The sequence below is a fragment of the Microbacterium jepli genome, assembly GCF_047237905.1.
Taxonomy (GTDB): Bacteria; Actinomycetota; Actinomycetes; order Actinomycetales; family Microbacteriaceae; genus Microbacterium.
This window is the reverse complement of sequence record NZ_JBDFLW010000005.1, coordinates 1,518,023-1,543,958: the sequence shown is the minus strand read 5'-3', so window position 1 is coordinate 1,543,958 and position 25,936 is coordinate 1,518,023. Positions and strand designations below refer to the sequence as shown.

Annotated in this window: 21 protein-coding genes and 2 riboswitches; of the genes, 9 read left to right on the top strand and 12 right to left on the bottom strand. The window is 71.0% G+C overall.

Annotation, left to right across the window (positions count from 1 at the left end; all coding sequences use genetic code 11):
- Positions 1-5: 5 nt before the first annotated feature.
- The 6 genes from ABC304_RS11505 to ABC304_RS11480 all read right to left on the bottom strand — a co-directional run bounded on the left by ABC304_RS11505 (position 6) and on the right by ABC304_RS11480 (position 7,150).
- A complete protein-coding gene (locus ABC304_RS11505; protein ID WP_412930788.1) occupies positions 6-989 on the bottom strand; it encodes an ABC transporter permease in 984 nt (327 codons plus the stop codon).
- A gap of 238 nt (positions 990-1,227) precedes the next feature.
- Positions 1,228-1,773: a PH domain-containing protein gene (locus tag ABC304_RS11500; RefSeq protein ID WP_412930786.1), complete on the bottom strand. Its 546-nt coding sequence runs from the start codon at positions 1,771-1,773 to the stop codon at positions 1,228-1,230.
- Between the two features lie 56 nt (positions 1,774-1,829).
- Positions 1,830-3,500 carry a dipeptide ABC transporter ATP-binding protein gene (locus ABC304_RS11495; protein ID WP_412930784.1) on the bottom strand — a complete coding sequence of 557 codons (1,671 nt, stop codon included), beginning with the start codon at positions 3,498-3,500 and terminating at the stop codon, positions 1,830-1,832.
- A complete protein-coding gene (locus ABC304_RS11490) occupies positions 3,497-4,444 on the bottom strand; it encodes an ABC transporter permease (protein WP_412930782.1) in 948 nt (315 codons plus the stop codon). The genes ABC304_RS11495 and ABC304_RS11490 overlap by 4 nt, the downstream gene beginning before the upstream one ends.
- Positions 4,434-5,363: an ABC transporter permease gene (locus ABC304_RS11485; protein WP_412930780.1), complete on the bottom strand. Its 930-nt coding sequence runs from the start codon at positions 5,361-5,363 to the stop codon at positions 4,434-4,436. The genes ABC304_RS11490 and ABC304_RS11485 overlap by 11 nt, the downstream gene beginning before the upstream one ends.
- Positions 5,364-5,524: 161 nt before the next feature.
- Positions 5,525-7,150 carry a peptide ABC transporter substrate-binding protein gene (locus ABC304_RS11480; RefSeq protein ID WP_412930778.1) on the bottom strand — a complete coding sequence of 542 codons (1,626 nt, stop codon included), beginning with the start codon at positions 7,148-7,150 and terminating at the stop codon, positions 5,525-5,527.
- A gap of 143 nt (positions 7,151-7,293) precedes the next feature.
- On the opposite strand from ABC304_RS11480, the gene ABC304_RS11475 reads away from it, so the two are divergent.
- On the top strand, positions 7,294-8,166 hold the full coding sequence (locus tag ABC304_RS11475; protein ID WP_412930777.1) for a CPBP family intramembrane glutamic endopeptidase: 873 nt from the start codon (positions 7,294-7,296) through the stop codon (positions 8,164-8,166).
- 184 nt (positions 8,167-8,350) lie between these two features.
- On the opposite strand, the gene gcvP is transcribed toward ABC304_RS11475, so the two are convergent.
- From gcvP to ABC304_RS11455, 4 genes are all read right to left on the bottom strand, one after another.
- Positions 8,351-11,194: an aminomethyl-transferring glycine dehydrogenase gene (gcvP, locus tag ABC304_RS11470; protein WP_412932923.1), complete on the bottom strand. Its 2,844-nt coding sequence runs from the start codon at positions 11,192-11,194 to the stop codon at positions 8,351-8,353.
- Between the two features lie 80 nt (positions 11,195-11,274).
- The gene (gene gcvH / locus ABC304_RS11465) at positions 11,275-11,658 is read right to left on the bottom strand and encodes a glycine cleavage system protein GcvH (protein ID WP_412930775.1); all 384 of its coding nucleotides are present in this window, start codon (positions 11,656-11,658) and stop codon (positions 11,275-11,277) included.
- Positions 11,655-12,794: a glycine cleavage system aminomethyltransferase GcvT gene (gene gcvT, locus ABC304_RS11460; RefSeq protein WP_412930773.1), complete on the bottom strand. Its 1,140-nt coding sequence runs from the start codon at positions 12,792-12,794 to the stop codon at positions 11,655-11,657. Before gcvT ends, gcvH begins: the two co-directional genes overlap by 4 nt.
- A 45-nt stretch (positions 12,795-12,839) precedes the next feature.
- Positions 12,840-12,941, bottom strand: a riboswitch (glycine riboswitch).
- Positions 12,942-13,036: riboswitch (glycine riboswitch) on the bottom strand.
- A gap of 54 nt (positions 13,037-13,090) precedes the next feature.
- Positions 13,091-14,347, bottom strand: coding sequence for a MarP family serine protease (locus ABC304_RS11455; RefSeq protein WP_412930771.1), 1,257 nt, complete (start codon positions 14,345-14,347; stop codon positions 13,091-13,093).
- Positions 14,348-14,404: 57 nt separating this feature from the next.
- Here ABC304_RS11455 and ABC304_RS11450 point away from each other — a divergent pair, with 57 nt between their 5' ends.
- From ABC304_RS11450 to ABC304_RS11425, 6 genes are read left to right on the top strand one after another with little or no spacing between them, the layout of a single operon-like run.
- The gene (locus ABC304_RS11450; protein ID WP_412932921.1) at positions 14,405-15,130 is read left to right on the top strand and encodes an NUDIX hydrolase; all 726 of its coding nucleotides are present in this window, start codon (positions 14,405-14,407) and stop codon (positions 15,128-15,130) included.
- 48 nt (positions 15,131-15,178) lie between these two features.
- The gene (gene nadA / locus ABC304_RS11445) at positions 15,179-16,525 is read left to right on the top strand and encodes a quinolinate synthase NadA (protein WP_412930769.1); all 1,347 of its coding nucleotides are present in this window, start codon (positions 15,179-15,181) and stop codon (positions 16,523-16,525) included.
- Positions 16,522-18,306, top strand: coding sequence for an L-aspartate oxidase (gene nadB / locus ABC304_RS11440; protein ID WP_412930768.1), 1,785 nt, complete (start codon positions 16,522-16,524; stop codon positions 18,304-18,306). Before nadA ends, nadB begins: the two co-directional genes overlap by 4 nt.
- The gene (gene nadC / locus ABC304_RS11435) at positions 18,300-19,163 is read left to right on the top strand and encodes a carboxylating nicotinate-nucleotide diphosphorylase (RefSeq protein WP_412930766.1); all 864 of its coding nucleotides are present in this window, start codon (positions 18,300-18,302) and stop codon (positions 19,161-19,163) included. The genes nadB and nadC overlap by 7 nt, the downstream gene beginning before the upstream one ends.
- 3 nt (positions 19,164-19,166) lie before the next feature.
- Entirely contained in the window at positions 19,167-20,312 is a 1,146-nt protein-coding gene (locus ABC304_RS11430; protein WP_412930765.1) for a cysteine desulfurase family protein, read from the top strand.
- Complete coding sequence (locus tag ABC304_RS11425) at positions 20,309-21,256, top strand: glycosyltransferase family 2 protein (RefSeq protein ID WP_412930763.1); 948 nt, start codon at positions 20,309-20,311, stop codon at positions 21,254-21,256. The genes ABC304_RS11430 and ABC304_RS11425 overlap by 4 nt, the downstream gene beginning before the upstream one ends.
- A gap of 70 nt (positions 21,257-21,326) precedes the next feature.
- Here ABC304_RS11425 and ABC304_RS11420 read toward each other — a convergent pair whose 3' ends face one another.
- Positions 21,327-23,354, bottom strand: coding sequence for an ABC transporter ATP-binding protein (locus ABC304_RS11420; RefSeq protein WP_412932919.1), 2,028 nt, complete (start codon positions 23,352-23,354; stop codon positions 21,327-21,329).
- A 137-nt stretch (positions 23,355-23,491) separates the two neighbouring features.
- Here ABC304_RS11420 and ABC304_RS11415 point away from each other — a divergent pair, with 137 nt between their 5' ends.
- Positions 23,492-24,994, top strand: a complete 1,503-nt coding sequence (locus ABC304_RS11415; protein ID WP_412930761.1) for an MDR family MFS transporter — start codon at positions 23,492-23,494, stop codon at positions 24,992-24,994.
- 85 nt (positions 24,995-25,079) lie between these two features.
- Here the strand turns inward: ABC304_RS11415 and ABC304_RS11410 are convergent, their stop codons facing one another.
- On the bottom strand, positions 25,080-25,217 hold the full coding sequence (locus tag ABC304_RS11410; RefSeq protein WP_412930760.1) for a hypothetical protein: 138 nt from the start codon (positions 25,215-25,217) through the stop codon (positions 25,080-25,082).
- A gap of 145 nt (positions 25,218-25,362) precedes the next feature.
- Here ABC304_RS11410 and ABC304_RS11405 point away from each other — a divergent pair, with 145 nt between their 5' ends.
- Positions 25,363-25,935: a carboxymuconolactone decarboxylase family protein gene (locus ABC304_RS11405; protein WP_412930759.1), complete on the top strand. Its 573-nt coding sequence runs from the start codon at positions 25,363-25,365 to the stop codon at positions 25,933-25,935.
- Position 25,936 lies beyond the last annotated feature (1 nt).

Here is a 25,936-nt window from a genome sequence, read left to right as displayed (position 1 = left end):
TCACGTCAGCTCCTCACTCGAGGGTCCAGAGCCGCGTACAGCACTTCGGACAGGGTGGATGACAGCAGCACCAGCACGGCGATGTACAGCGTGGAGCCGGCCATCACGTTGATGTCGTTCTTGGTGACCGCCTCGAGCGTGAACTGGCCCATGCCGCGCCAGCTGAAGACGATCTCGAGCATCGCGGAGCCGGCGATGAGGGTGCCGAAGCTGTACGCGAAGAAGGTGGTCATGGGGATGAGCGCGATGCGCACGCCGTGGCGCACGAGCGCGGCGTTGCGCTGCAGGCCCTTCGAGCGGGCGGTGCGGATGTAGTCGGCGCCGAGGACGTCGAGCATGACGCTGCGCTGGTAGCGGGAGTACGACGCGGCGCCGATGAGAGCGAGCGCGATGGTCGGCAGGAGCAGGTGGATGCCGCGGTCCAGCGCGAGATCCCACCAGCTTCCGGATATGCCGGCCGTGTACTCCCCCGTGAACTGGATCACCTGCGAGCCGACCGCGTTGTTGAACGCGGTCGCGGCGATCATCAGCAGGACGCCGATGACGAAGGTCGGGGTGGCGAAGATGAGGAACGAGCTGTAGGTGACCACCTGGTCGCTTACCTTGTACTGGCGCACGGCGCCCCACACACCCAGGACGACGCCGAGCACCGCGCCGATGAGCGACCCGATGAGAAGGAGCCGGAGGCTGGCGCCCGAGCGGGTGATGATCTCCTCGGTCACGGACTGGCCGCCGACGGTCTGACCCAGCGAGAACTGCGTGAACAGTCCGACGAGCCAGTTCCACAGCCGCACGAGCACCGGCACGTCGGGGTTCACGCCCAGCGCGTTCAGCGACGCGTCGATGGAGGACTGCGGCGGACGGGGGTTCTTGCCGTAGAAGCGCTCGGCCGGGTCGAGCACGACGCTGGCGAGGATGTAGGCGAGGCAGGTGGCGACGAGGCTCAGGATCGCGTAGTTGATGAACCTCCGCACGATGTACAGGGTCATCGAGCGGGCCTCGGGTTCCGCTGCTGAACAGTCAGACGCATCATCGTCTTTCCTTGCTGTGCGGCCGCGGTCTCGTGGATCACGGCTTCGGGAAGTCACCGAGCCGCAACCCGGTGAATCGACCCTAACCCCGCGATCGGCTGTGACCGGGAGTCAAAGGGAGTCTTTTCACGACCGTAACATTCGGTGACCTGTTGGCAAAGTGCTCTATCCGGCTCTCACCGATTCATCAGAATCGTCACGCCGGCGCGTTCGTGATGATCACCGCGACAAGTGCACCCACCGCGATGACCGCGAGAGCGACGAGCGCGGGCAGATCCCAGGATCTCGTCACGGGCGTGTCGGGGGCGCCCTGCTCGCGAGCGGTCTCCCACTGCTCCTGAATGAGGGCGAGCTCCCGCAGCGCGGGGGGCTCCCGGCGCATCTGGAAGCCCATGCGGCCGCGGTCGCGGACGGGCCGCCCCGCCACGGGGCCGCCGTAGGCCTTCAGCTGCCGGCCGTCATCGAGATCGAAGACGACCTGGTAGCGGAGGCGGATGTCCTGCACCTTCGCCCACGGCACGCGCGTGCGACGCAGGAAGTTCTGCACGGTGGCACCCGCGGCATCCGTCTCGATCGCCGACGCGTACATCGCGACATAGATGAGCCAGACCACCAGGAGCACCCACGGGGCGAGCAGCAGCATCTGCGCCCAGCCCGCGCGCACGACGGCGTCGCCGAGGAGGAGCAGCGCCACGACGCCGGCGGCGATCAGCGCGATCGTGCCGGAGGTGGCGCGGAACACCCGCCGCGCCGGCGCGCCGCCGGCCCCTCGGGGGCCGGCGGCGGAGGAGCGGCCGCTCAGAGTCCGCCGCCGGCGCCGCCCCCGAGGGGGATGGACGCACCCGGGATGGCGTCGAGCAGGCGACGCGTGTACTCCTGCGAGGGGTTCGCGAAGATCTCGTCCACGGTGCCCTTCTCCACGACGCGTCCCTTCTCCATCACGCACACCAGGTCGGCCGCGACGCGGACGACCGCGAGGTCGTGCGTGATGAACAGGTAGGTGAGGTCGAGCTCGCTCTGCAGCTCGGCGAGGAGCTGGAGCACCTGGTCCTGCACGAGCACGTCCAGCGCGGAGACCGCCTCGTCGAGGATGACGATGTCGGGCTTGAGCGCCAGGGCGCGGGCGATCGCCACGCGCTGGCGCTGACCGCCGGAGAGCTCGTTCGCGTAGCGCGAGGCCAGCTCCTGCGGCAACGACACCTGGTCGAGCAGCTCGCGCACCCGCGCCCGGCGCGACTTCTCGTCGCCGACCTTGTGGATGACCAGCGGCTCGGCGATCGTGTTGCCGATGTTGCGCAGCGGGTCAAGCGATCCGTAGGGGTCCTGGAACACCGGCTGCATGCGGCGGCGCAGGGCGAACGCATCCTTGTTCGAGAGCGCGGACAGCGAGCGACCGTCGACCAGCATCTCGCCGGACGTGGGCTCCTCGAGCTTCAGCAGCAGCTTGGCGACGGTGGACTTGCCCGAACCCGACTCCCCCACCAATGCCAGCGTCTTGCCGCGCGGGATCTCGAAGGAGACTTCATCCACGGCGCGGAACTGCTCGCTGCGGAACCCGCCCATGCGGATCTTGTACTCCTTGACCAGATCGCGCACCTCGATCACGGGGGGCGCCGTGACGTCGGCGAGACGCTCCACACCGCGGGACTCCACCCGGGCCTGGATGCGCTGCGAGGCGATCGAGGGGGCGGCGGCGACGAGACGCTGCGTGTAGGGATGCAGCGGGTTCTCGAGGATCTCCCGGCTGGGCCCGGCCTCCACGATCTCGCCCTGGTTCATCACGACGATCCGCGAGGCGCGCTCGGCCGCCAGGCCGAGGTCGTGCGTGATCAGCAGCACCGATGTGCCCTTGTCACGCGTGAGGGTCGCCATGTGGTCGAGGATCACGCGCTGCACGGTGACGTCTAGGGCCGAGGTCGGCTCGTCGGCGATGAGCAGCTGCGGGTCAGCGGCCAGTCCGATGCCGATCAGCGCGCGCTGCCGCATGCCGCCGGAGAACTGGTGCGGGTACTGGTGCAGCCGGCGCTCGGCGTCGGCGAGACCCGCCTGCTTCAGCACCTCGATCGCGCGCTGCTCGACCTCGCGCTTGCCCTGGGCGATGCCGTTCGCGCGGACCGCCTCCTTGACCTGGAACCCGATGCTCCACACCGGGTTCAGGTTGGACATGGGGTCCTGCGGCACGTACCCGATGTCACGGCCGCGCACGCGCTCCATCTCGGCGGCGTTGAGGTCCGTCAGCTCGCGTCCGTCGAGGGTGATGCTGCCCGCAGTGACGTGACCGGTGCCGGGGAGCAGGTTCACCACGGCCGAGGCCGTCGTGGACTTGCCCGAGCCCGACTCGCCGACGATGGCGACGGTCTCGCCCGGGTAGATGTCGAGGTCGATGCCGTGCAGCACCTCGCGCTCGCCGGCCTCGGTGTCGAAGGCGACCTTCAGGCCGCGGATGGCCAGCAGTGGTGCGTCGGTCATCGTCGTGCCCTCGCTCTCGGGTCGATGGCGTCTCGGATGAGCTCGCCCAGCAGGATGAAGGCCAGCACCGTCACGGTCAGCGCGATCGACGGCCAGATGAGCGCCATCGGCGCGACGCGCAGCGACTGCTGCGCCTGGCTGATGTCGTTGCCCCACGACATCGTGCTGCCGCCGAGTCCGACGCCGAGGAACGACAGCGTGGCTTCCGCGACGATGGCCGCGGCGAGGCTGATGGTCGTGACCACCAGCAGCGGGGCGATGGCGTTGGGGATCACGTGGCTCAGCAGCGTGCGGAAGCGCGACTGCCCGAGCGCGCGCGATGCCGTCACGTAGTCGGCCTGGCGCACCCTGAGCACCTCCGCGCGGACGACACGGGCCGTCGATGCCCACGCGAATCCGCCGATGGCCAACGCCAGTGTGAAGACGTTGCGGTACTGCGAGAACACGCTCATCACGACGATCGCCGCGAGGATGTACGGGATCGAGAAGAAGATGTCGCCGATGCGCGAGAGCAGACCGTCGAGCCAGCCGCCGTAGAACCCGGCGAGGGCGCCCATGATCAGGCCGATGACCGTGCCGATGAAGGTGGCCAGGAGTCCGACCAGGAGCGAGGTGCGCGCACCCCACACGATGCGGGCGAAGGTGTCGCAGCCCTGGAAGGTGAAGCCGAGCGGGTGCCCGGGGGCCGGACCGCCGTTGCTGTTGGACAGCTGGCAGTCGTTGTCGGGCGGCGCCTGGGTGAAGAGCGTCGGCGCGATGGCCATGAGCACGACGACCGCCATGACAGCCAGGGCGATCCAGAAGGTCGGACGACGGCGGAGATCGCGCCAGGCGTCGAGCCAGAGGTTGCTCTTCTTCTCGGCGACGCGGACGGCGTCGACCGTGATGGTCTCGGTCTTGATGGGTGCGACGTAGTGCGTCGTCGGACGGGGACTACTTGACATAGCGGATCCTCGGGTCCAGGAAGCCGTACAGGAGGTCGATGACGAGGTTCACCAGCACGTAGATGATCACGAAGACCGTGACGAAGGACACGACGGTCGGTCCCTCGCCGCGGATCGTCGCCTGGTAGAGGGTGTTTCCGACGCCCGGGATGTTGAAGATGCCCTCGGTCACCGTGGCGCCCACCAGCAGCACGCCGAAGTTCGTGGCGGAGTTGGTGATCACCGGGATCAGCGAGTTGCGCAGCACGTGCACGGGGATGACGCGGCGACGTGGCAGGCCCTTGCTGTACGCGGTGCGCACCCAGTCCTGGTTGAGCGTGTCGATGACCGAGCCGCGCATGAGGCGCATGCTCGTCGCGAAGAGGCTGAACCCGAGCACGAGCGCCGGCAGGGACAGATCGAGCCAGCCGTTCTGCGCACCGACCGTGGGCCGGAACCAGCCGAGCTGGATGGCGAGGAAGTACTGCGCCAGGAAGCAGGCCACGAAGATCGGCAGGGCGACGAACAGCAGCGCCACGACCAGGGAGACGTTGTCGAAGACCTTGCCCTTGCGGATGGCCGAGACCGTTCCGATGATGATCGCCAGGATGAACTCGATCGCGATGGCCATGACGGCGAGACGTCCGGTCACGGGCAGCGTGCGGGCGAGGACCTCGCTGACGGACTGACCCGAGAAGGTGGTGCCGAGGTCGCCGCGGAAGATGCCGCCGATGTACAGGAAGTACTGCACGATGAACGGCTTGTCGAGGTTGTACTGGGCGCGCAGGGCTTCGACGACCTGCGGCGCGGGGGTGCGATCTCCGAAGAGACCGAGGATGGGATCGCCTGGCATGGCGAAGACCATGAAGTAGATGAGCAGCGTGGCCCCGAAGAAGACGGGGATCACCTGCAGCAGGCGTCTGAGGATGTAGCCGAGCATCCGCTCTCTTTCCGAACAAGGGGGCTGCCCCACCGCTGCGGCGCGAGGTCACGAGCCGATGAGAGCATCGTGCCCCGTCGGACGGCGCAGCGCGAGGGGTGTGGCTGAGCAGGCCGCGAGGCGGTGACGAAATCGTCACCGCCTCGCGGATGGAGCAGGTGTTACTCGGACTTGGTGATCTCGTAGTAGAGCGGCACCGAGTTCCAGCCGAACTTGACGTTCTGGACGTTCTCGCCGTAACCACCGGTCACGTTCGAGTACCAGAGCGGCGTGGCGGGCAGGTCCTTCAGCAGGACCTCCTGAGCCTTCTGGAAGTCGCCGTTGGCGGTGTCGGCGTCGGTGGCCGAGATGCCGTCGGAGAGGAGCTTGTCGAAGTCGGCGCTGGAGTAGTCACCGTCGTTGGACGAGGCGTCCGTCGCGTAGAGCGGCCCGAGGAAGTTGTACAGACCCGGGTAGTCCGCCTGCCAGCCGGTGCGGAACGCCGTCTGGATGCTGCGGTCGGTGATGGCGCTGCGCGCCTCCTTGAACGTCGGGTAGGGGTTGCCCGACGCGTCGATGCCCAGCGTGTTCTTGATCGAGTTGGTCACCGCGTCGACCCACGTCTGGTGTCCGCCGTCGGCGTTGTACGCGATCTGGAACGTGCCCGACCACGGCGAGATGGCGTCGGCCTCGGCCCACAGCTTCTTCGCCTCGTCGGGGTTGTACTTGAGCACGTCGGCGCCCTCGAGGGAGTCCGACCAGCCCGCGATCACCGGGGAGGTGAAGTCGCTGGCGGGGGTGCGGGTGCCCTGGAAGATCGTCTGGGTGATCTCGTCGCGGTTGATGGCCATCGACAGCGCCTGGCGGCGCAGCTTGCCCTCGTCGCCCGAGAAGTGCGCGAGGCGCTCGGGGATGGTGAAGGACTGGAAGACGGCCGCGGGCTGGTTGACCGCACGGTCACCCAGGTCCGACTCGAAGGTCGCCAGCGCCGACGGCGGAACGCCGTCGATCACGTCGACGTTGCCGCCGAGGAGGTCGGCGTAGGCCGCGTCCTGCGAGGCGTAGAAGACGATCGTCAGACCGCCGTTCTGCACGGTGCGCCCGCCCTGGTAGTCGTCGTTCTTGACCAGGTCGATCTGCACGTTGTGCTGCCACGCGCTGTCGCTGGCGAGCTTGTAGGGTCCGTTGCCGATCGGGTTCTCGCCGAAGGCGGCCATGTCGTCGAAGGCCGAGTCGGGGAGCGGGAAGAAGGCCGAGTACCCGAGGCGGAGCGCGAAGTCGGACGCGGGCTTGGTCAGCGCGATCGTGAAGGTGTAGTCGTCGACCTTCTTGAGCCCGGTGAGCTCGGAGTCCTCGTCGTAGCTGAAGCCCTCGATGTCCTCGAAGAAGTAGCTGTTGAGCTGCTCGTTCGACAGCAGCGCGCCGTAGTTCCACGCCTTGATGAAGTTGTCGGCCTTGACCTCGGTGCCGTCGGTGAACTTCTGGCCCTGCTTGATCTTGACCGTCAGGTTCTGCGGGTCGTCGGTGGTGATCGACTCCGCCATGTCGTTGACCGGCTTGCCGTCGGCGTCGTAGTACACCAGGCCGGCGAAGATCGAGTCGAGGATCTTTCCGCCGCCCACCTCGTTGGTGTTGGTGGGGATCAGCGGGTTCTGGGGCTCGGAGCCGTTGGTGGTGATGACGGCGGTGCTGGCGCCGGTCGCGGAGCTGGGAGTGCTGCTGCCGCCGCCGCCCGCGCAGCCGGCGAGAGCGATGCTCCCGGCTGCGAGCAGCGCTGCGCCCATGAGGGCGAGTTTGTTGCGCTTCAAGGAATCCTCCTGTGCAGGGATGATGCGCACACAGCAATGCCAAAGCATGCTGGGGCGCGGATACGAGAACACTAGGTAAACGGTTCGCGATGGTCAAAACGATCGGCGAAAACGTTACAAACCCTTAACTCGAATTCACACTGATGTGGCAATCTGACAACATGTCGCTCGATCGACCCGCAGATGCGGGGCAGGATGCCGCGGTCGACGCCTCCTGGGGACAGGCTGCCCGCACGCGCCGCTGGTGGGAGATCGGCCTGGTGCTCGCCGTCACGGTCGGACAGTCCGCGCTCTATTCGGTGCTCACGCTGGTGCGCAGACTGCTGGCGCCCGCTCCCCTCGGGCAGCAGACCACGCAGCTGAACCCGACGCAGGATTCCGCCGCGCTCTGGGACGTCCTCTACCGGACGCTGGCCGTCTTCTTCGACCTCGCCCTCGTCGCCCTGGTGATCTATCTGCTCTGGGAGCCCGGGAAGAGCGCGCTCCGGCGGATCGGACTGGACTTCCGGAGGTTCGGCGGAGACGCGGGGCGCGGCATCCTGCTCCTCGCCGTCATCGGCGTCCCCGGTCTGGGTCTGTACGCCGTCGGCCGCGCGCTCGGCATTACGGTGCAGGTGCAGGCCTCGGCACTCGAATCCGCCTGGTGGACGGTGCCGCTCCTGGTGCTCTCCGCCCTGCGCGCGGGGCTGACCGAAGAGGTCATCTTCATCGGCTACCTCTTCGACCGGCTGCGGCGGCAGGGGTGGGGATGGTGGACGATCATCGTGTCCACCGCCGCACTCCGAGCGGCGTACCACGCCTATCAGGGCGTCGGTCCGATCATCGGCAACTTCGTCATGGGCGTGGTCTTCGGCTGGTGCTACCGCCGCTGGGGGCGCGTCATGCCGCTCGTCGTCGCCCACACGCTCATCGACATCATCGCCTTCGTCGGCTATCCCCTGGCGGTCGGGCTGTGGCCGGGGCTGTTCGGCCCCGTGCCCGTTCCCACCGGAAGGCCCACGCCCACCCCGAGCTGATAGGTCGGTCGGGCAGAGTCGGCTGGGTCGGCCGACCTGGCCGGGTCGCAGCATCCCCTCGTCTCCGGACATTCTCGCGGGTGTGCGCCTCGACACGCCGCGGCGGGGGCCGGGCAGACCGGCGCGCCGCGTGCCGGACCCGCCGTATTGTCCGGGTGGGTCGAGCGACGCGCCGGGCCCGAGCTCAGGCGAAGGCCTCGATCGGCGGGCAGGCGCACACCAGGTTGCGGTCGCCGTAGGCCTGATCGATGCGCCGCACCGGCGGCCAGTACTTCGTGCGGATGAGCGCGCGCACCGGGTAGACCGCGGTCTCGCGGGAGTAGGGGTGGTCCCACTCCTCGACCACGACCGCCTCGGCGGTGTGCGGCGCGTTCACGAGCGGATTGTCGTCGGCGGGCCACTCGCCCGCGCCCACCGCGATGGCCTCGGCCTTGATCGCGATCATGGCCTCGACGAAGCGGTCGAGCTCGGCGAGGTCCTCCGACTCGGTGGGCTCCACCATGAGCGTGCCCGCGACGGGGAACGACATCGTCGGCGCGTGGAAGCCGTAGTCGATGAGGCGCTTGGCCACGTCGTCGACGGTCACACCCGTCTCATCGCGCAGCGGACGCAGATCGAGGATGCACTCGTGCGCCACGAGCCCCGACTCTCCGGTGTACAGCACGGGGAAGTGGCGGCGGAGGCGCGCCGCGACGTAGTTCGCCGACAGCACGGCGGCGGCCGTGGCATCCCTCAGCCCGTCTCCGCCCATCATGCGCACGTACGCCCACGAGATGGGCAGGATGCCGGCCGAGCCGTACGGCGCCGCCGAGATCGCGCCGCCCTCGAACGTGTAGCCGCCGGCGTGGTCGTCGCGCTGCGCGAACGGGTGCGACGGCAGGTGCGGCGCGAGGTGCGCCTTGGCCGCCACCGGACCGACGCCGGGTCCGCCGCCTCCATGCGGGATGGCGAACGTCTTGTGCAGGTTGAGGTGCGACACGTCGCCGCCGAGGTCGCCGAAGCGCGCGTAGCCCAGCAGCGCGTTCAGGTTCGCGCCGTCGACGTAGACCTGCCCGCCCGCGTCGTGCACGGCCTGGGTGATCTCGAGCACGTCGTGCTCGTACACGCCGTGCGTGGACGGGTAGGTGATCATGAGCGCTGCAAGAGTGTCGGCGTGCGCGGCGATCTTCGCTCGCAGGTCGTCGAGGTCGACGTTGCCGGCCTCGTCGCACGCCACCACGACGACCTTCATGCCCGCGAGCACGGCCGAGGCCGCGTTCGTCCCGTGCGCCGACGACGGGATGAGGCAGACGGTGCGCTCGAGGTCGCCGTTCGCGCGGTGGTACCCGCGGATCGCCAGCAGCCCGGCGAGCTCCCCCTGCGAGCCCGCGTTCGGCTGAAGCGAGACGGTGGCGTAGCCCGTGACCTCCGCGAGCCACGTCTCGAGCTGCTCGATCATGGCGAGGTACCCGACCACGTCGTCCGCCGGGGCGAACGGGTGCACGCGCGAGAACTCCGGCCACGACACGGCCGCCATCTCGGTGGCGGCGTTGAGCTTCATCGTGCACGAGCCGAGAGGTATCATGCCCCGGTCGAGCGCGTAGTCGCGGTCGGCCAGCGCCTTCAGATAGCGCATCATCGCCGTCTCGCTGCGGTGCAGGTGGAAGACGGGGTGCTGCAGGTACTCGTCCTGACGGTGGAGACCGGAGGGGACGGATGCCAGGGGCACCGCTCGCGCGAGATCCACCGGTGCACCGTCGTCGGGCAGACCGAAGGCCGTCGCGACGGCGGCCAGGTCGGCGGCGGTGCTGGTCTCGTCGACGGAGACGCCGACCGTGGCGTCGTCCACGCGGAGCAGCTGGTAGCCGAGGGAGCGCGCGCGCTCGATCACGCGGTCCGCGGTGCCGGGGACGTGCACCCGCAGCGTGTCGAAGAACGCATCGGAGACCAGCGTGAGGCCGTAGCCGCGGAGCTGCACGGCGAGGGCCTCGGTCTTGGTCGCGACGTCCTCGGCGATCGCGCGCAGGCCGTCGGGCCCGTGGTAGACGGCGTACATCGCGGCCATCACGGCCAGCAGCACCTGCGCGGTGCAGATGTTGGACGTCGCCTTCTCCCGCCGGATGTGCTGCTCGCGCGTCTGAAGCGACAGGCGGTAGGCGGGGTGGCCGACGGCGTCCTGCGAGACGCCGACGAGGCGGCCCGGGAGCTGCCGCTCGAGTCCGGCGCGCACGGCCATGTAGCCGGCGTGCGGTCCGCCGAAGCCGAGGGGCACGCCGAAGCGCTGCGTCGTGCCCACCGCGACGTCGGCGCCGAAGGAGCCGGGCGAGCGCAGCAGCGTGAGGGCGAGGAGGTCGGCGGCCGCGACGACGAGACCGCCCGCGGCGTGCACCGCGGCGACGACGTCGGACGGGTCCCAGACGCGACCGGAGGCGCCCGGGTACTGGACGAAGGCGCCGAAGGCGTCGGGCAGGGAGGCGGCCGTCTCTTCCCCCTCCGCCCGCTCGGCGACCGGGGAGGCCGCGAAATCGATGGTCCGGAGCTCGATGCCCAGCGCCGCGGCGCGGTGCTCGAGCAGGGCGCGGGTCTGCGGGAGGGCGTCGGCGTCCACGAGGAAGACGTCCGACCGCGACTTCGAGGCGCGGCGGGCCACCAGCATCCCCTCGACGACCGCGGTCGACTCGTCGAGCATCGACGCGTTCGCGGTGGCGAGTCCGGTGAGGTCGGTGACCATCGTCTGGAAGTTGATGAGCGCCTCGAGCCGGCCCTGCGAGATCTCGGGCTGGTACGGCGTGTAGGCCGTGTACCAGGACGGGTTCTCGAGCACATTGCGGGCGATGACCGACGGGGTGAAGGTGTCGTAGTAGCCCAGCCCGATCATCGGGCGGGCCGTGCGGTTCTGCGAGGCGAGCTCGCGCAGCTCGGCCAGCGCCTCGGCCTCCGTGGCCGCCGCGGGGATGTCGCTCGTGGCGCGGGGGGCGACGTGGATGGATGCCGGCACGGCGGCCTTCACGAGCTCGTCGACGCTGGCGTAGCCGACCGCGGCGAGCATGGCGGCCTGGGCTGCGGCATCCGTCCCGATGTGACGCGCGGTGAAGCCGGCGACGGTCGGAGGCACGGGTGCGGCGCCGCTCACGCCTCGCCGCCCGTGAGAGCGAGGTAGGCGTCGCGATCGAGGAGGCCCTCGGCCGAGGCGGCGTCGACGCGCAGCTTGATCAGCCAGCCGGCGCCGAACGGGTCGGAGTTGATGAGCGAGGGGTCGTCCACGACGTCCTGGTTCGCCTCGACGACCTCGCCGCTGAGCGGCGCGTAGAGCTCGCCCACCGACTTGGTCGACTCGATCTCGCCGACGACGGTCGCGCCGCCGACGCTCGAGCCGGCGTCGGGCAGGTCGACGAAGACGACGTCACCGAGCTTCTCCGCGGCGTAGTCGGTGATGCCGACCGTGGCGATGTCGCCGTCGAACGAGATCCACTCGTGGTCGGACGTGTAGGACAGGGCGGTGAGATCGGTCATTTCGCGTTCCTCTTGTAGAAGGGCAGAGCGGTCACGGTCGCGGGGATCCGCGTGCCGCGCACATCGATGGTCAGAGCGGTGCCGGGCGCGGCGACGCCCGGGGAGACGGAGGCCATCGCGATCGGATGACCGAGGGTGGGGCTGAGCGCGCCGCTGGTGATGACGCCGACGCGTTCGTCGCCGTCGAAGACCTCGTACCCGGCGCGGCCGGCGCGCCGCCCCTCCGACACGAGCCCGACGAGCACGGGAGCATCGTCCGCGAGGGGCACGGTGGCGGCGTCCTTGCCGACGAACGCGTCCTTGTCGGCGGCGACCGCGCGGGCGAGTCCCGCCTGCGCAGGCAGCACATCCAGGCCCAGCTCGTGTCCGTAGAGCGGCATACCCGCCTCGAGCCGGAGGGTGTCGCGGGCGGCGAGGCCGGCGGGGACCAGACCGAGGGGCTCGCCGCCGCGCAGCAGCGCGTCCCAGAGCGCGGGCGCATGGTCCCACGGCACGAAGACCTCGAATCCGTCCTCGCCCGTGTAGCCGGTGCGGCCCAGGTCGATGTCGACGGACGCGCCGCCCTCGGGCGTGAAACGGGCGTGGCTCATGCGGTAGTAGCGGAGCTCGGCCAGTGGGGTCGTGTGATCGGAGATCTCGGATGCCGCGGCCAGCACCTCTGCGGCGATAGGGCCCTGCACGGCGATGAGCGCCACGGCGTCGGTGTGGTCGACGACGTCGACGTCGCGTCCCCCCGCGCGCCGGCGGAGCGCCGCGCCGACGGCGTCGCGATTGCCCGCGTTCGCCACGACCAGGAAGCTGTGCGGGCCGCGACGGTAGACGATGACGTCATCGATGATGCCGCCGCGCTCATCGAGGACGAGCGAGTACTTGGCACGGTCGTCGGCGATGTCGGATAGACGGCCGGCGAGGGCGTAGTCGAGGAACGCGCCCGCGTCGGGGCCGTCGACCTCGAACTCCGCCATGTGAGAGATGTCGAAGAGTCCCGCCGCGCGGCGCACAGCGTGGTGCTCGGCAAGGTCGGACGTGTAGCGGACGGGCATCTCCCAGCCGCCGAAGTCGGTGAAGGACGCACCGAGCGCCTCGTGTCGATCGCGCAGCGACGTCGTGCGCGGGGTGGGGCGGGGGTCTGTCATGAGTTCTCCCGGTACGGGGCGGGGCGGCACCGGACGGTGCCTGAGAACTCCCCCTCTGTCATGGGCCTGAGAGATTCCTCGCTCCTCGAGGAGACGAGTTTCACCGTCGGCGGATGACGGGTGGACGCCATCGCTTTTCAGAGTGGCCCGATCGAGGCGGTACGAGTACCTGAGAGATTGGCGGGGAGGCTTGCTCCTTCGGTGCCCGGCGTCACGCGCCGAGGCTCTCCCGCATCGATCATGGGGCCGATATGCGATTGTGCGGTCACTCTAGCAGTGCGCTCGCGCCGGGCGCCTCAGGACGTGCACTCCCCCGTCGGCACCGGCGCCTGCAGCGCCGGTGCCTCCGCGACCACGGCCGTGAACTCGGCCGGCGTCATGGCGTAGCCGCGGTCGGCGTCGTCCTGCGAGCGCGCGAAGACCACGCCGGCGACCGCGCCGGTGGGCGTCAGCAGCGGTCCGCCCGAGTTGCCCGGCTGCACGACGGCGGCGAGCGCGTAGATCTCGCGCGGCGCCGACACGGTGTCGTAGACGTCGGGCACGGGCACGACTCCGACCGAGAGCACGGAGGCGTTCACGCTCGTGAACGGCCCGCCAAACGGGTAGCCCTGCACGACCGCCTGGGAGCCGGGGGCGAGCGTGTCGACCACGCTCAGCGGCTGCGCCTCGAGCCCGTCGACGGCGACGACGGCCAGGTCGTCCACCGGGTCGAAGTAGACGATCGTGCCGTCGCGGGCGGGAAGTCCGGGCAGCTCGACGACGGGGGTCGTCACGCCGGCCAGCACGTGCGCGTTGGTGAGCACCCGCCCCGGGGCGATGACGAAGCCGCTGCCGGTGAGGCTGCGTCCGCAGGCGAACGCCGTGCCCGAGACGCGGGCGACGGATGCCGCGGCCTGGCTGAGGTCGGACTGGTCGAGCGCGACGGGAGGCGCCGTGGGCGCCGTCTCGTCACTGAGGATCGACCCGAGCCTCGGGATGGTCTCGTCGAGCACCGCGGCCCGCAGCTGCGCGAGCGCCGCCGTGACGGGCGGGGGCGTCGCCTGCTCGATCGCCATCAGCACGCGGGACGACGCCACCGACGCCGACAGCACGGGGGTGCCGGTGACGGCCACGCTCGACCCGATGAGCGACAGCACGAGCGCCGCCACGACGGCGCTGATCACCCCGCCGAGCGCCCGGTCGATCCACTTGAGCTTGATCCTGTCGACGCCGCGGCGCAGGAGCGCCCCCACCACGCCGCCGATGGACGCGCCGAGCACGAGCAGCAGCACGCCGACCACCACGACGACCAGCGGACGCCACTCCTGCCACGGCCAGGCGTCGTTGACGACCGGCATCAGCCAGAAGGCGGCGACGGCCCCCGCGATGAGGCCCACCAGCGCGCCCAGGCTCGCCACGAGACCGCGCTGGATGCCGACGGCGAACGACAGCACGAGCACGACGAGCAGCACGACGTCGATGATGAGCACGAGGACCTCCGCGAGCCAGCGTACGGAGTGTTCCTGTGTCACTCCGGCGCGTCGCGCGCGGCGGGCGAAGCGTGTCGTCGGCACGGTCTTGCCCTTCAGGTCGAACTGACACTAAGCTCCTGCGCGGAGGTAAAAGTCATGATGACCCGAACCGCGATCGACACGGCTCCAGCTCAGCGTGCGCCGTCCGCGGACGACGCCACGCGCGTCGCGGTCTCCACCGTGATCTTCAGCCTCCGTCGCGAGCCCGGAGCCGACCGTCCGTCCGTCGTGCTGCCCCTGGTCACGCGGACGCGTGATCCGTTCGCCGGCATGTGGGCGCTGCCCGGCGGATGGCTGGACGTCTCCGAGAGCCTGGATGCCGCGGCATCCCGCACCCTGCAGGAGACCACGGGACTCGCGCCGAGCTACCTCGAGCAGCTGTACGCCTTCGGAGAGGTCGACCGCTCCCCCACCCGGGTGGTGTCGATCGTCTACTGGGCGCTCATCCGCCCCGATGAGGTGGACGTCGTGGCCGCGCCCGAGAACACCGCATGGTTCGAGGCGGAGTCGTGCACGGAGCTCGCCTTCGACCACACGCAGATCGTGCAGTACGCCCTCTGGCGACTGCGCAACAAGGCCGGCTACAGCCGCATCGCCCACGGCCTCCTCGCCGACGAGTTCACCCTCGCCGAGCTGCGCGAGGTGTACGAGTCGATCCTCCGTCGCCGCCTGGACCCGGCCAACTTCCGGCGGCAGGCGGAGGCCTCCGGCACCCTCATCCCGACCGACCGCTTCCGCACCGGCAGCCACCGGCCCGCGCGGCTCTACCGCTACGACCGCGACCTCGAGCTCGCCGAGCGCGGGCCCCTCACCACCTCGCACTGACCCTCGCCCGAACGACCCGCACTGAGCGCACCACCGAGAGAAGCACTCATGACCACCATCGCCCCCGCCGCCGCCGCGCCCCTCGACCCATCGGTCGACCACGAGATCCGCTCGATCGTCGCGGGCTCCTCGACCGCCGAGACGTGCAACACCGACCTGGCCGCCGGCCCGTGGGCCTTCGACGATCGACCCGGGTACGGTCCGGGCTCGTCGATGGGCGATGTCATCCCGGTCGGCGCGCCGCGCCAGGGCGAGCTGCCGCAGGCCTACCGCGACGCGTCGGAGGAGGAGCTCGACGCCCGCATCCGCGCGGCGAAGGCCACCCTCGGCGATCGTGTCGTGGTGCTCGGGCACTTCTACCAGCGCGAGGAGGTCGTGCGCCACGCGGACTACGTCGGCGACTCGTTCCAGCTCGCGAACGCCGCCGCGTCGCGCCCGGAGGCCGAGGCGATCGTCTTCTGCGGCGTGCACTTCATGGCCGAGACCGCCGACCTGCTCTCCGGCGCCGACCAGGCCGTCATCCTGCCCAACCTCGCCGCCGGCTGCTCGATGGCCGACATGGCCGACATCGATCAGGTCGAGGAGTGCTGGGAGCAGCTCGAAGACGTCTACGGCGACCTCGAGGCGGTCGACGCGGACGGCCTCGTGCCCGTGATCCCGGTCACCTACATGAACTCCTCGGCGGCGATCAAGGGCTTCGTCGGACGACACGGCGGCATCGTCTGCACGTCGTCCAACGCGCGCACGGTGCTGGAGTGGGCCTTCGCCCGCGGACGCCGCGTGCTGTTCTTCCCCGACCAGCACCTCGGGCGCAACACGGCGAAGGCGATGGGCGTGCCCGTCGAGGAGATGCCGATGTGGAACCCGCGCCGTCCGCTCGGCGGATCGACCGCGGAGCAGCTCGAGGACGCCCGCGTGATCCTCTGGCACGGCTTCTGCTCGGTGCACCGCCGCTTCACGGTCGACCAGATCGCGGCCGCACGTGACGCGCACCCCGGGGTGCGGGTCATCGTGCACCCCGAGTGCCCGATGGCCGTCGTCGACGCCGCCGACGAGGCGGGGTCGACGGACTACATCCGCAAGGCCATCGCCGCCGCGACCGAGCCCACCGTCTTCGCCGTCGGCACGGAGGTCAACCTCGTGCAGCGCCTCGCCGCCGAGCACCCGCAGCACACGATCTTCTGCCTCGACCCGGTGGTCTGCCCCTGCTCGACGATGTACCGCATCCACCCCGGCTACCTGGCCTGGGTGCTCGAGGGTCTCGTCGACGGCCAGGTGCACAACCGCATCACGGTCCCCGCCGACGTGGCCGACCCCGCCCGCGTCGCCCTCGAGCGGATGCTGGCGGCCAAGCCTCCGGCAGCGCCCGCCGCCGCGTGGGAGAACGCCTCGTGACCGCATCGGTCGGCGAGCGGGCGCAGAGAGCCCGAAGGCCCGGCACCCCCGCCGACGTGCTCGTCGTCGGCAGCGGCATCGCCGGCCTCACCACCGCCCTCCACGCCGTCGAGGCGGGGTGCCGCGTCACCCTCGTCACGAAGGACGTGCTCGAGCACGCCAACACGCGCTACGCGCAGGGCGGCATCGCGGGCGTCATGTTCGACGACGACTCCGCGGCCGCCCACATCCACGACACCCTCGTCGCCGGCGCCGGACTGTCCGACCTCGACGCGGTCCGCGTGCTCGTCGACGAGGGCCCGACGCGCATCCGCGAACTCGTCGAGCTCGGCGTCGCCTTCGACCGGGCCGCCGACGGCACCTGGGTGAAGGGCCTCGAGGCGGCCCACTCCTACCCGCGCATCCTGCACGCCGGAGGGGATGCCACGGGCACCGCCATCGAGCTGGCGCTCGTCGCGCGGCTGCGCGCGTCCGACGTGCGCGTGATCGAGCACGCCTTCCTCCTCGACCTGATCGTGGAGGAGGGCCGGGTGCGCGGGGCGGAGCTGCTCGTCGGCGACGTCGCCGCCGGGCCCGACGGGCCCGGGGCCGTCCACGGGCGCACCGAGCGCCTCGACGCCGACGCGGTCGTCATCGCCACGGGGGGCGCCGGACGTCTCTACGCCCACACCACGAACCCGCCCGTCGCGACCGGTGACGGCATCGCGGCGGCCCTGCGCGCCGGCGCCGACGTGCGCGACCTCGAGTTCTTCCAGTTCCACCCGACCGTGCTCGAGACCCGCGCCGGTACCGCCGGCGACGACGCCCCGGAGGACGCGTTCCTCGTGTCGGAGGCCGTCCGCGGGGAGGGTGCGCTGCTGCGCGACGAGACCGGGCGGCGATTCATGCTCGACGTGCACCCCGACGCCGAGCTCGCCCCGCGCGACGTCGTGGCGCGCGCGATCGCCCGGCGCATGTCCGAGCAGGGCGGCCGGCCCGTCGTGCTCGACACCACCGGACTCCGGCCCGACCTCGCCGAGCGCCGCGCGTTCCTCGCCCGCCGGTTCCCGACGATCGACGCCGCCGCGCACGAGCGCGGCTACGACTGGGCGGTGACGCCGCTGCCGGTGACACCGGCGGCGCACTACCTGATGGGCGGCATCACCACCGACCTGTGGGGCCGTGCCTCCCTCCCGGGGCTCTACGCCGTCGGCGAGGCCGCGCGCACGGGCGTTCACGGCGCCAACCGGCTCGCCTCGAACTCGCTGCTGGAAGGCGCCGTGTTCGGCGCCCGCGCCGGCGACGCGATCGCCCAGGACGCGGCATCCGGCTCGTGGCCCGTGCCGACCGTGCACTCCGCTCCCGCCCTCCCCCTCGACACCCCCCTTCCTGCTTCCCTGTCGCAGCCGCGCGCCACCGCCTCCGCGAACCAAACGGACGCGACGGGTGAGCGGGCGCCCTTCTCACGCGCCGCGCTGCAGGAGCTTCTGTGGGCCGACGCGGGACTCGTGCGCGACGCGCAGGGCCTGCAGCGCGCCGCGCGGCAGCTCGCCCGGTGGCGGGCGGAGCCGCGGCATCCCGTGTCCGAACGCGACTTCGAGGACGAGAACCTCCTGCTCGTCGCCGCGCACCTCGTCGACGCCGCGCTGCGCCGCACGGAGTCGGTGGGCGCGCACTACCGCAGTGACGCGCTCGAGGCGCCTTCCCTGACGACGGATGCCGCGGCCTCCGGCTCGCCGTCGATCACGCCGGTCATCGAGCGGTCGTCGGAGCCGCTCGCCACGGAGGCGATCGCATGCTGACGCGCGCCGTGCTCGAGCGCACCGTGGCCGCGGCGCTGGAGGAGGACGCCCCCTGGGGCGACCTGACCAGCGAGACGCTCATCCCGGCCACCGCCGTCGCCGCCGCCGATCTGGTCGCGCGCGAGCCCGGCGTCTTCAGCGGCGGCGAGGTGTTCGCCACCGCGTTCCGGCTGACCGATCCCGGCGTGCGGGTCGAGCTCGCCGTCGCCGACGGCACCGCCTTCGAGGCGGGGACCTTGCTCGCCACCGTGTCGGGTCCCGCCCGCGCCGTGCTGACCGCCGAGCGCATCGGGCTGAACTTCGCGCAGCGCATGTCGGGCATCGCGACCCTGACTGCGCGCTACGTCGCGGAGGTGGCGGGCACCGGCACGCGCATCGCCGACACCCGGAAGACCACGCCGGGGCTCCGCGCGTTCGAGCGGCAGGCCGTGCTCGACGGCGGCGGGCGCAACCACCGCCACTCGCTGTCAGACGCCGTGATGGCCAAGGACAACCACCTCGCCGTGCTCACGCAGGGCGGACTCTCGGTCACGGACGCGCTGCGCGAGGCGATCGCTCGCCTGCCGCACACCACGCACGTCGAGGTGGAGGTCGACCGGCTCGACCAGATCGAGGCGGTGCTGGCCGCCCGCATCGGCACGATCATGCTCGACAACTTCTCGCTCGACGACCTGCGCACCGGGGTCGCCCAGGTCGCCGGACGCGCGACGGTGGAGGCCTCCGGCGGCGTCAGCCTCGAGACCGCCCGGGCGATCGCGGAGACCGGCGTGGACGTCATCTCGGTCGGGGCGCTCACCCACTCCGCACGCGCCCTCGACCTGGGTCTCGACATCCGCATCGAGGACCCCGGGGTCTGAGACGTGCTCTACCTGGACAACGCCGCGACCACCGCGGTGCGCCCCGAGGTGCTCGGGGCGATGCTGCCGTTCCTCACCCACCGCTTCGGCAATCCGTCCAGTCATCACACGGTCGGCGAAGACGCCGCGGCCGCGCTCTCCGACGCCCGTGCGCGCGTCGCGCGCGTGCTCGGGATGCGCTCCTCCGACATCGTCTTCACCTCCGGCGGCACCGAGGCCAACAACCTCGCGGTGAAGGGCATCGCGGTCGCCGCCCTGCTGCAGCGCGGGGCGCGGCACATCGTGACGAGCCCGATCGAACACGAGTCGATCCTCGAGTCGGTCGACCACCTCGTGCGCGTGCACGGGTTCGAGCGGACGCTCGTCCCCGTCGACGCGCGCGGACGCCTGTCTCCCGACGACCTCGCCGGCGCGCTCCGCGACGACACCGCCCTCGTCTCGATCGGCTACGCGAACAACGAGGTGGGCACGGTCCAGGATGCGGCGGCCCTCGTCGCCGTGACGCGGGGCCGCGGCATCCCGCTGCATCTCGATGCCGTGCAGGCCGCCGGCTGGCTGCCGCTGGATCGCGGCTCCCGCGGCGCCGACGCCCTCTCGCTCGCGGGGCACAAGCTCGGCGCGCCGAAGGGCACGGGCCTGCTCGCCGTGCGCGGGCGGATCCCGCTGGAGCCGCTGCTGCACGGCGGCGGACAGGAGCGCGGCCGGCGGAGCGGGACGGAGGACGTCGCCGGGGCCGTCGGGCTCGCGACGGCGCTGGAGCTCGCCGAGCGGGAGCGCGACGGCGAGGCCGCGGCACTCAGCGCCCTGCGGGACGAGTTCGTGGCGCGGGTGCTCGCGTCAGTGCCCTCGGCCCGGCTGACCGGCGATCCCGTGAACCGCCTGCCCGCGACGGCGAGCTTCACCTTCGCGGGCACCAGCGGCGAGGCCGTGCTCCTCGAGTTGGAGCGGCGCGGGGTCGTGTCCTCCAGCGGCTCCGCGTGCGCAGCCGGCAGCGACGAGCCGTCGCACGTCCTGGTCGCCCTGGGCGTGTCCCCGGACGTCGCCCTGACCGCCGTGCGCTTCACGTTCCCGCACGGCCGCCGCGACACCCTCGCACCCGTCGCCGACGCGGTGGCCGCGTCGGTGGCCGCCGTAGGATCGGGCGGGTGAGCCCCCCGCCGCTGGTCACCGTCGTCGTGCCCGGCTTCGACGTGGCGGGGTACGCCCCGGAGGCCCTGGATTCGCTCCGTTCGCAGACGCTGCGGGAGTGGACGGCCGTCCTCGTCGACGACGCCTCGACCGACGCGACGGCGGCCGTCTTCGCCGCCGCGGCGGTGGAGGATCCCCGCTTCCGCGTTGTCCGGCTGGCGGAGCGCCGCGGGCTCGGTGCGGCCCGCAACGCCGGACTCGACCTGGTGGACACCCCGTACGTCGCCTTTCTCGACGCCGATGACCGCATGGCTCCGACGGCGCTGGAGCACATGGTCGCGACCCTCGCCGCGAGCGGCAGCGACTTCGCCCTCGGCGCCTACGTCCGCCTGCGCCCGGGCGCGGGCGGCAGATACACGCCCGGGGCGGTGCAGCCGTGGGTGGCCGCCTCGACGGACCCCGCGCGCACCGGCACCACGCTTCGGGAGCACCCCGCGGCATCCGGCAACATCGTCGCGTGGTCGAAGGTGAGCCGCTCCGACTTCTGGATCCGCAGCGGCCTGCGCTTCCCCGAGGGCAAGCTCTACGAGGACCAGATCGTCGCGCAGCAGATGTACGTGCGCGCCCGGGCCTTCGACGTCCTGCCCGACGCGATCGTGGAGTGGCGGGAGCGTGCCGACGGCAGCTCCATCACGCAGCGGCAGGCGGCGCTGCCTGTGCTGCGCGACTACCTCGAGGCGATGTCCGCCGGCATCGACGTGCTCGAGGGTGCCGGACATGACGCCGCGGTCGACGCGCGCGTGCGTCTCATCCTCGCGATGGACGTGCCGCCTCTCGTGCGCATCGCCGCCGGCCACCCCGACGACGCCTACCGGCGCGCGCTGGGCGCCTTCGTCCGTGACCTCCGGGATCGGGATGCTGCGACCTCGCCGTCTCCGGAGATCTCCGCCGCCCTGCTCTGGTAGCCGCAGCGCCCTCCCTGCCTTCGGCGACAGACACGGCCGCCGCGACAGCCGCGGCCGGCGGACCGCGGGATCAGCGCGGACCGGAGAGCGTGCCCAGGTGCGGCCACGAGCGCTCGTCCACCGGGACGGGGCCGGTCAACGCGGTGGTCGTATCGGCGGGGGCCGGGGCCGGATCCGCGGGAGGACGGTCGGCGCGGCGACCCTCGTGGTCGGCCGGCACCTCGTCCTCCTCGATGTCGAGGATGCGCGACGCCGCGAGCTGCTGGGCGGCGAGCTCCGCGTACAGCCCGTTCTCCTCCATGAGCGAGACGTGCGTGCCCGACTCCACGATGCGTCCGCCGTCGACGACGTGGATGACGTCGGCGTTGATGACCGTCGACAGGCGATGGGCGATGGAGAGCGTCGTGCGGCCGCGGGCCGCGGCATCCAGAGCCTCCTGCACGACGCGCTCCGAGACCGTGTCGAGCGCGGACGTCGCCTCGTCCAGAAGCAGCACCGCGGGGTCCTTGAGCAGCACGCGGGCGATGGCGATCCGCTGCTTCTCGCCGCCGGACAGCCGGTAGCCGCGCTCACCGACGATCGTGTCGTAGCCCTGCTCGAAGCCGACGATCACGTGATAGATATTGGCGGCGCGGCAGGCCGCCTCGATTTCCTCCTGCGTCGCCTCGGGCTTGGCGTAGCGCAGGTTGTCGCCGATCGAGGCGTGGAACAGGTAGGTCTCCTGCGACACGATGCCGACGTGGTCGATGATCGACGCGTGCTGGAGCGTGCGGACGTCCTGCCCCGCGAACATCACCGAGCCGCTGGAGGCCTCGTACATGCGCGGTGTGAGGTACAGGATCGTCGTCTTGCCCGCACCGGACGGGCCGACGAAGGCCACGTGCTGCCCCGGCTGCACGTGGAAGGACACCCCTCCGAGGGTCGGGCGGGAGTCGGCGGCGGCATCGGGATAGCGGAAGGTGACGTCGCGGAACTCGACGCTGCCAAGCGGTCCGGGCGCCTCCGCCGCGGTGATCGCGCCGGGCGCGTCCTGGATGGCGGGCACGAGGTCGAGGTACTCGAAGATGCGGGCGAACAGCGCGCGGGAGGTCTGCAGGTCGAGCGCGACGCGCATGAGCGCCATCAGGGGGAACAGCAGCCGCGCCTGCACCGTCGTGAAGGCCACGATGACACCCGCCGTGATGTCTGCGCTGCCGCCGGTGATGAGGAACCCGGCGACGAGGTAGATGATCGCCGGCACGGAGGACATGAGCACGCCGACGACGCCGAAGAACCACTGTCCGCTCATCGTCTGGCGCACCTGCAGGCGCACCTGATTGGCGGTCTCGGTCTCGTACCTGGCCTCCTCGGTGCGCTGCCGGTTGAACGACTTCGACAGCAAGATGCCCGACACGCTCAGGGTCTCCTGCGTGATGGCCGTGAGCTCCGACAGCGACTCCTGCGTCTCCCCCGCGATGCGCGCCCGGACGATGCCGACGCGGCGCTGCACGAGCGCGAGGATGGGCAGCATGATGACGGCGATGATCGTCAGCCGCCAGTCGATGAGGATCATGGCCACCAGCGAGGCGACCACGGTGACGAGGTTGCCGAGGATGCTCGTCATGGTCGATGTGAGGACGCCCGCGACGCCGCCCACGTCGTTCTGGAGGCGCGACTGGATGACGCCGGTCTTCGTGCGGGTGAAGAACGCGAGATCCATGCGCTGCAGGTGGGCGAAGAGGCGCAGCCGCAGATCGCCGGTGACGCGGTTGCCGACCGACGCGGTGAGGTATGTCTGGACGATGTTGATGCCCGACGAGGCCACGAAGAGCACGATCATGAGGATGACGAGCTCGACCAGCAGCGGCAGCTGCGGGCCGCCCGCCGACGGGAACAGCGCATCGTCGAAGATGCGCTCGATGATCAGGGCGGGCACCACGCCCAGGGCGGCGCTGACGATGACCATGACGCCTGTGAGCGCGAGCTTGCCCCGGTAGGGCTTGAAGAGCGAGACGATGCGTGTGCCGAGATCGGCGATTTTCGGCGCGGCCGCGTTCTCGGCCTTCTGCACCTTCGGGTCGACCAGCCGGGACCCCGCCGGTCGGCCGCGCATGCCCATGCTCATCCGGTCAGCGTAATCCGGCTCGCCGACACCATGGCCGTGCCCGAGGCGGGAATGGGATGTCGGCGTACGCCGTTAGGGTCGAACAGTGCGGTCTGCGGGGGACTTCACGCGCGCCGTCGAGGAGACGATCTATGACCGCCGACACCGGCACCATCCGAGCGACCGGCACCGCCGGCGGCATCACCGCACGCGAGTCGCGGGTGATCTGGCTGCTCCTCGGGGCCGCTTTCGTGGTCATCCTCAACGAGACGATCATGAACGTCGCGATCCCGCACCTCATGGACGACCTGCAGATCACCGCCCTCGCGGCGCAGTGGCTCACGACCGCCTTCATGCTGACGATGGCCGTCGTGATCCCCATCACCGGCTTCCTGCTGCAGCGGTTCACGACCCGTCAGGCGTTCATCGGCGGCATGTCGCTGTTCTCCGCCGGCACGCTCATCGCCGGCCTCGCCCCCGGGTTCGAGGTGCTCCTCGGGGCGCGCGTGGTGCAGGCATCCGGCACCGCCATCATGATGCCCCTCCTGATGACGACCATCATGAACCTCGTGCCGCCGAACGCGCGCGGACGCATGATGGGCCGCGTCTCGGTCGTGATCTCCGTCGCCCCGGCCATCGGCCCCACCCTCTCGGGCGTCATCCTTCAGACGCTCGGGTGGCGGTGGATGTTCGGCGTCGTCTTCCCGATTGCCCTCGTGATGCTGCTCGTCGGCGCCAAGTGGGTCACGAACGTCGGCGACACGCGCCGCGCGCCCATCGACCCGGTGTCGATCGTGCTCTCCGCGCTCGGCTTCGGCGGGATCGTCTACGGGCTCAGCCAGATCGGCGGAGCCGCGGGGCACGGCGGCAGTGCCGATGCGGATGCCGCGGCCGCCACGGCCGGCGTCTCGCTGGTCATCGCGCTCGCCGTCGGCGTCGTCGCGCTCATCGCGTTCGTCTGGCGTCAGCTCCGGCTGCAGCGGACGGATGACGCGCTGCTCGACCTGCGCGTGTTCCGCTCCCGCAACTTCACGCTCTCCATGGCGCAGATGCTCGTGCTCTCGCTGGCGTTCTTCGGCTCCCTGACGGTGCTGCCGCTCTACCTGCAGAACGTGCAGGGGTACACCGCGCTGGAGACGGGCCTCATCGTGCTGCCGGGCGCGCTCATCATGGGCCTGACCGGTCCGCTCATCGGGCGGATCTACGACCGGTACGGCACCGAGGTGCTCGTCATTCCCGGCGCGTTCCTCACGAGCGCGATCCTGTGGTTCTACTCCACCGTCGACCAGAACACGCCGGTGGGGCTCATCGTCGCCGCGCAGATCCTGCTGTCGCTGGGCCTCGCCATGTCCTTCACGCCGCTGTTCACGGCATCGCTCGGCTCGCTCGAGCGCCGGTTCTACTCCTACGGTAGCGCCGTGGTGGGCACCGTGCAGCAGGTGGCCGGTGCCGCCGGGATCGCGGTCTTCATCACCGTGCTGTCGGGCGTCGCCGCCTCAGGCGCCGCCCCTGGAGCCGAAGACGTCGCCGCGCAGGCGGCCGGCGTGCGCGCGGCCTTCCAGGTGGGCGCGATCGTGTCGCTGCTGGCCGTGGTCGGCTCGTTCTTCGTTCGCAAGCCCGCGGATCAGCCGGGCGACGCGCCGATGGCGCACTGACGAGTCGCGGCCCGGCGGCCCGGTGTCGTACGGGGGCCGCGGGCCGGAGAGATCGACCCGGTGATCGCGGGTCTGAGGCGCCGGGTCAGACGGAGCAGGAACCGCCGCCGCAGCAGGAGCCCTCGGCATCCGTGTTGAGAAGGTTCTTCTCGTCGGAGATGGGCTGCAGCACGGGGCGAGCCTGCTCGGACGACGGAACGGTGACGGTCTGCTGGTCGGACATCCCTCCACCCTAGACCCGCCGCGCGCAGGGTGCTCCGAACGACCGACGCAGGCCGATCCGGCCCCCTGACGTATCAGCGCCGGGAGGAGGAGACTCTCCCCCATCGCGACGCCGCCCGGCTCGCGCACCGTCGGAAGGAGTTGCCGTGATCATCTCTCCCCCACCCGTCGACGGGGCCACCGGACACGTGGCCGACATGTACCGCGGCGACCTCGCCGCCGACGGCATGGTCTTCGCCCATACGCAGGTGATGGCCCTCGACCCCGAGGCGCACGAGGCCTTCGAGTCCCTGGTGCACGCGGTCGTGGCGTCGATCGGAGTGCGCGACTACGAGCTCGTCACCCTCGCCGCCGCCGGCGCACTGCGCTCGACGCACTGCCTCCTCGCGCACGGCCGGAAGGCGGTGGCTTCGGGCATCCTCGACGAGGACCAGGTGATCCGCCTGCTCGACGACCACCACGACGCCGGATTCAGCGAGCGCGACGTGGCGATGATGGACTTCGCGGTGAAGCTCTCGACGGATGCCGCGTCGATGACGGATGAGGACGGTCTCGCACTGCGTCGCGTGGGCTTCACCGACCGGCAGATCGTCGACATCGCGCTGGCCGCCGCCGCCCGCAACTACTTCAGCCGCGCTCTGCAGGCCCTCGCCGTTCCCGTCGACGACGTGCCGGGCCTCTCACCCCGTCTGCGCGCCGCCCTCACCGCCGGCCGCTGAG

What these genes read in the sequence shown, in the direction of transcription:
- ABC304_RS11505 (WP_412930788.1), bottom strand. Translation starts at nt 989, where the DNA reads ATGACCCTGTACATCGTGCGGAGGTTCATCAACTACGCGATCCTGAGC.
- ABC304_RS11495 (WP_412930784.1), bottom strand. Translation starts at nt 3,500, where the DNA reads ATGACCGACGCACCACTGCTGGCCATCCGCGGCCTGAAGGTCGCCTTC.
- ABC304_RS11490 (WP_412930782.1), bottom strand. Translation starts at nt 4,444, where the DNA reads ATGTCAAGTAGTCCCCGTCCGACGACGCACTACGTCGCACCCATCAAG.
- ABC304_RS11485 (WP_412930780.1), bottom strand. Translation starts at nt 5,363, where the DNA reads ATGCTCGGCTACATCCTCAGACGCCTGCTGCAGGTGATCCCCGTCTTC.
- ABC304_RS11475 (WP_412930777.1), top strand. Translation starts at nt 7,294, where the DNA reads ATGTGGCAATCTGACAACATGTCGCTCGATCGACCCGCAGATGCGGGG.
- gcvP (WP_412932923.1), bottom strand. Translation starts at nt 11,194, where the DNA reads ATGCTCGCCGCGGTCGGCTACGCCAGCGTCGACGAGCTCGTGAAGGCC.
- gcvH (WP_412930775.1), bottom strand. Translation starts at nt 11,658, where the DNA reads ATGACCGATCTCACCGCCCTGTCCTACACGTCCGACCACGAGTGGATC.
- gcvT (WP_412930773.1), bottom strand. Translation starts at nt 12,794, where the DNA reads ATGACAGACCCCCGCCCCACCCCGCGCACGACGTCGCTGCGCGATCGA.
- ABC304_RS11450 (WP_412932921.1), top strand. Translation starts at nt 14,405, where the DNA reads ATGACCCGAACCGCGATCGACACGGCTCCAGCTCAGCGTGCGCCGTCC.
- nadA (WP_412930769.1), top strand. Translation starts at nt 15,179, where the DNA reads ATGACCACCATCGCCCCCGCCGCCGCCGCGCCCCTCGACCCATCGGTC.
- nadC (WP_412930766.1), top strand. Translation starts at nt 18,300, where the DNA reads ATGCTGACGCGCGCCGTGCTCGAGCGCACCGTGGCCGCGGCGCTGGAG.
- ABC304_RS11420 (WP_412932919.1), bottom strand. Translation starts at nt 23,354, where the DNA reads ATGGGCATGCGCGGCCGACCGGCGGGGTCCCGGCTGGTCGACCCGAAG.
- ABC304_RS11415 (WP_412930761.1), top strand. Translation starts at nt 23,492, where the DNA reads ATGACCGCCGACACCGGCACCATCCGAGCGACCGGCACCGCCGGCGGC.
- ABC304_RS11410 (WP_412930760.1), bottom strand. Translation starts at nt 25,217, where the DNA reads ATGTCCGACCAGCAGACCGTCACCGTTCCGTCGTCCGAGCAGGCTCGC.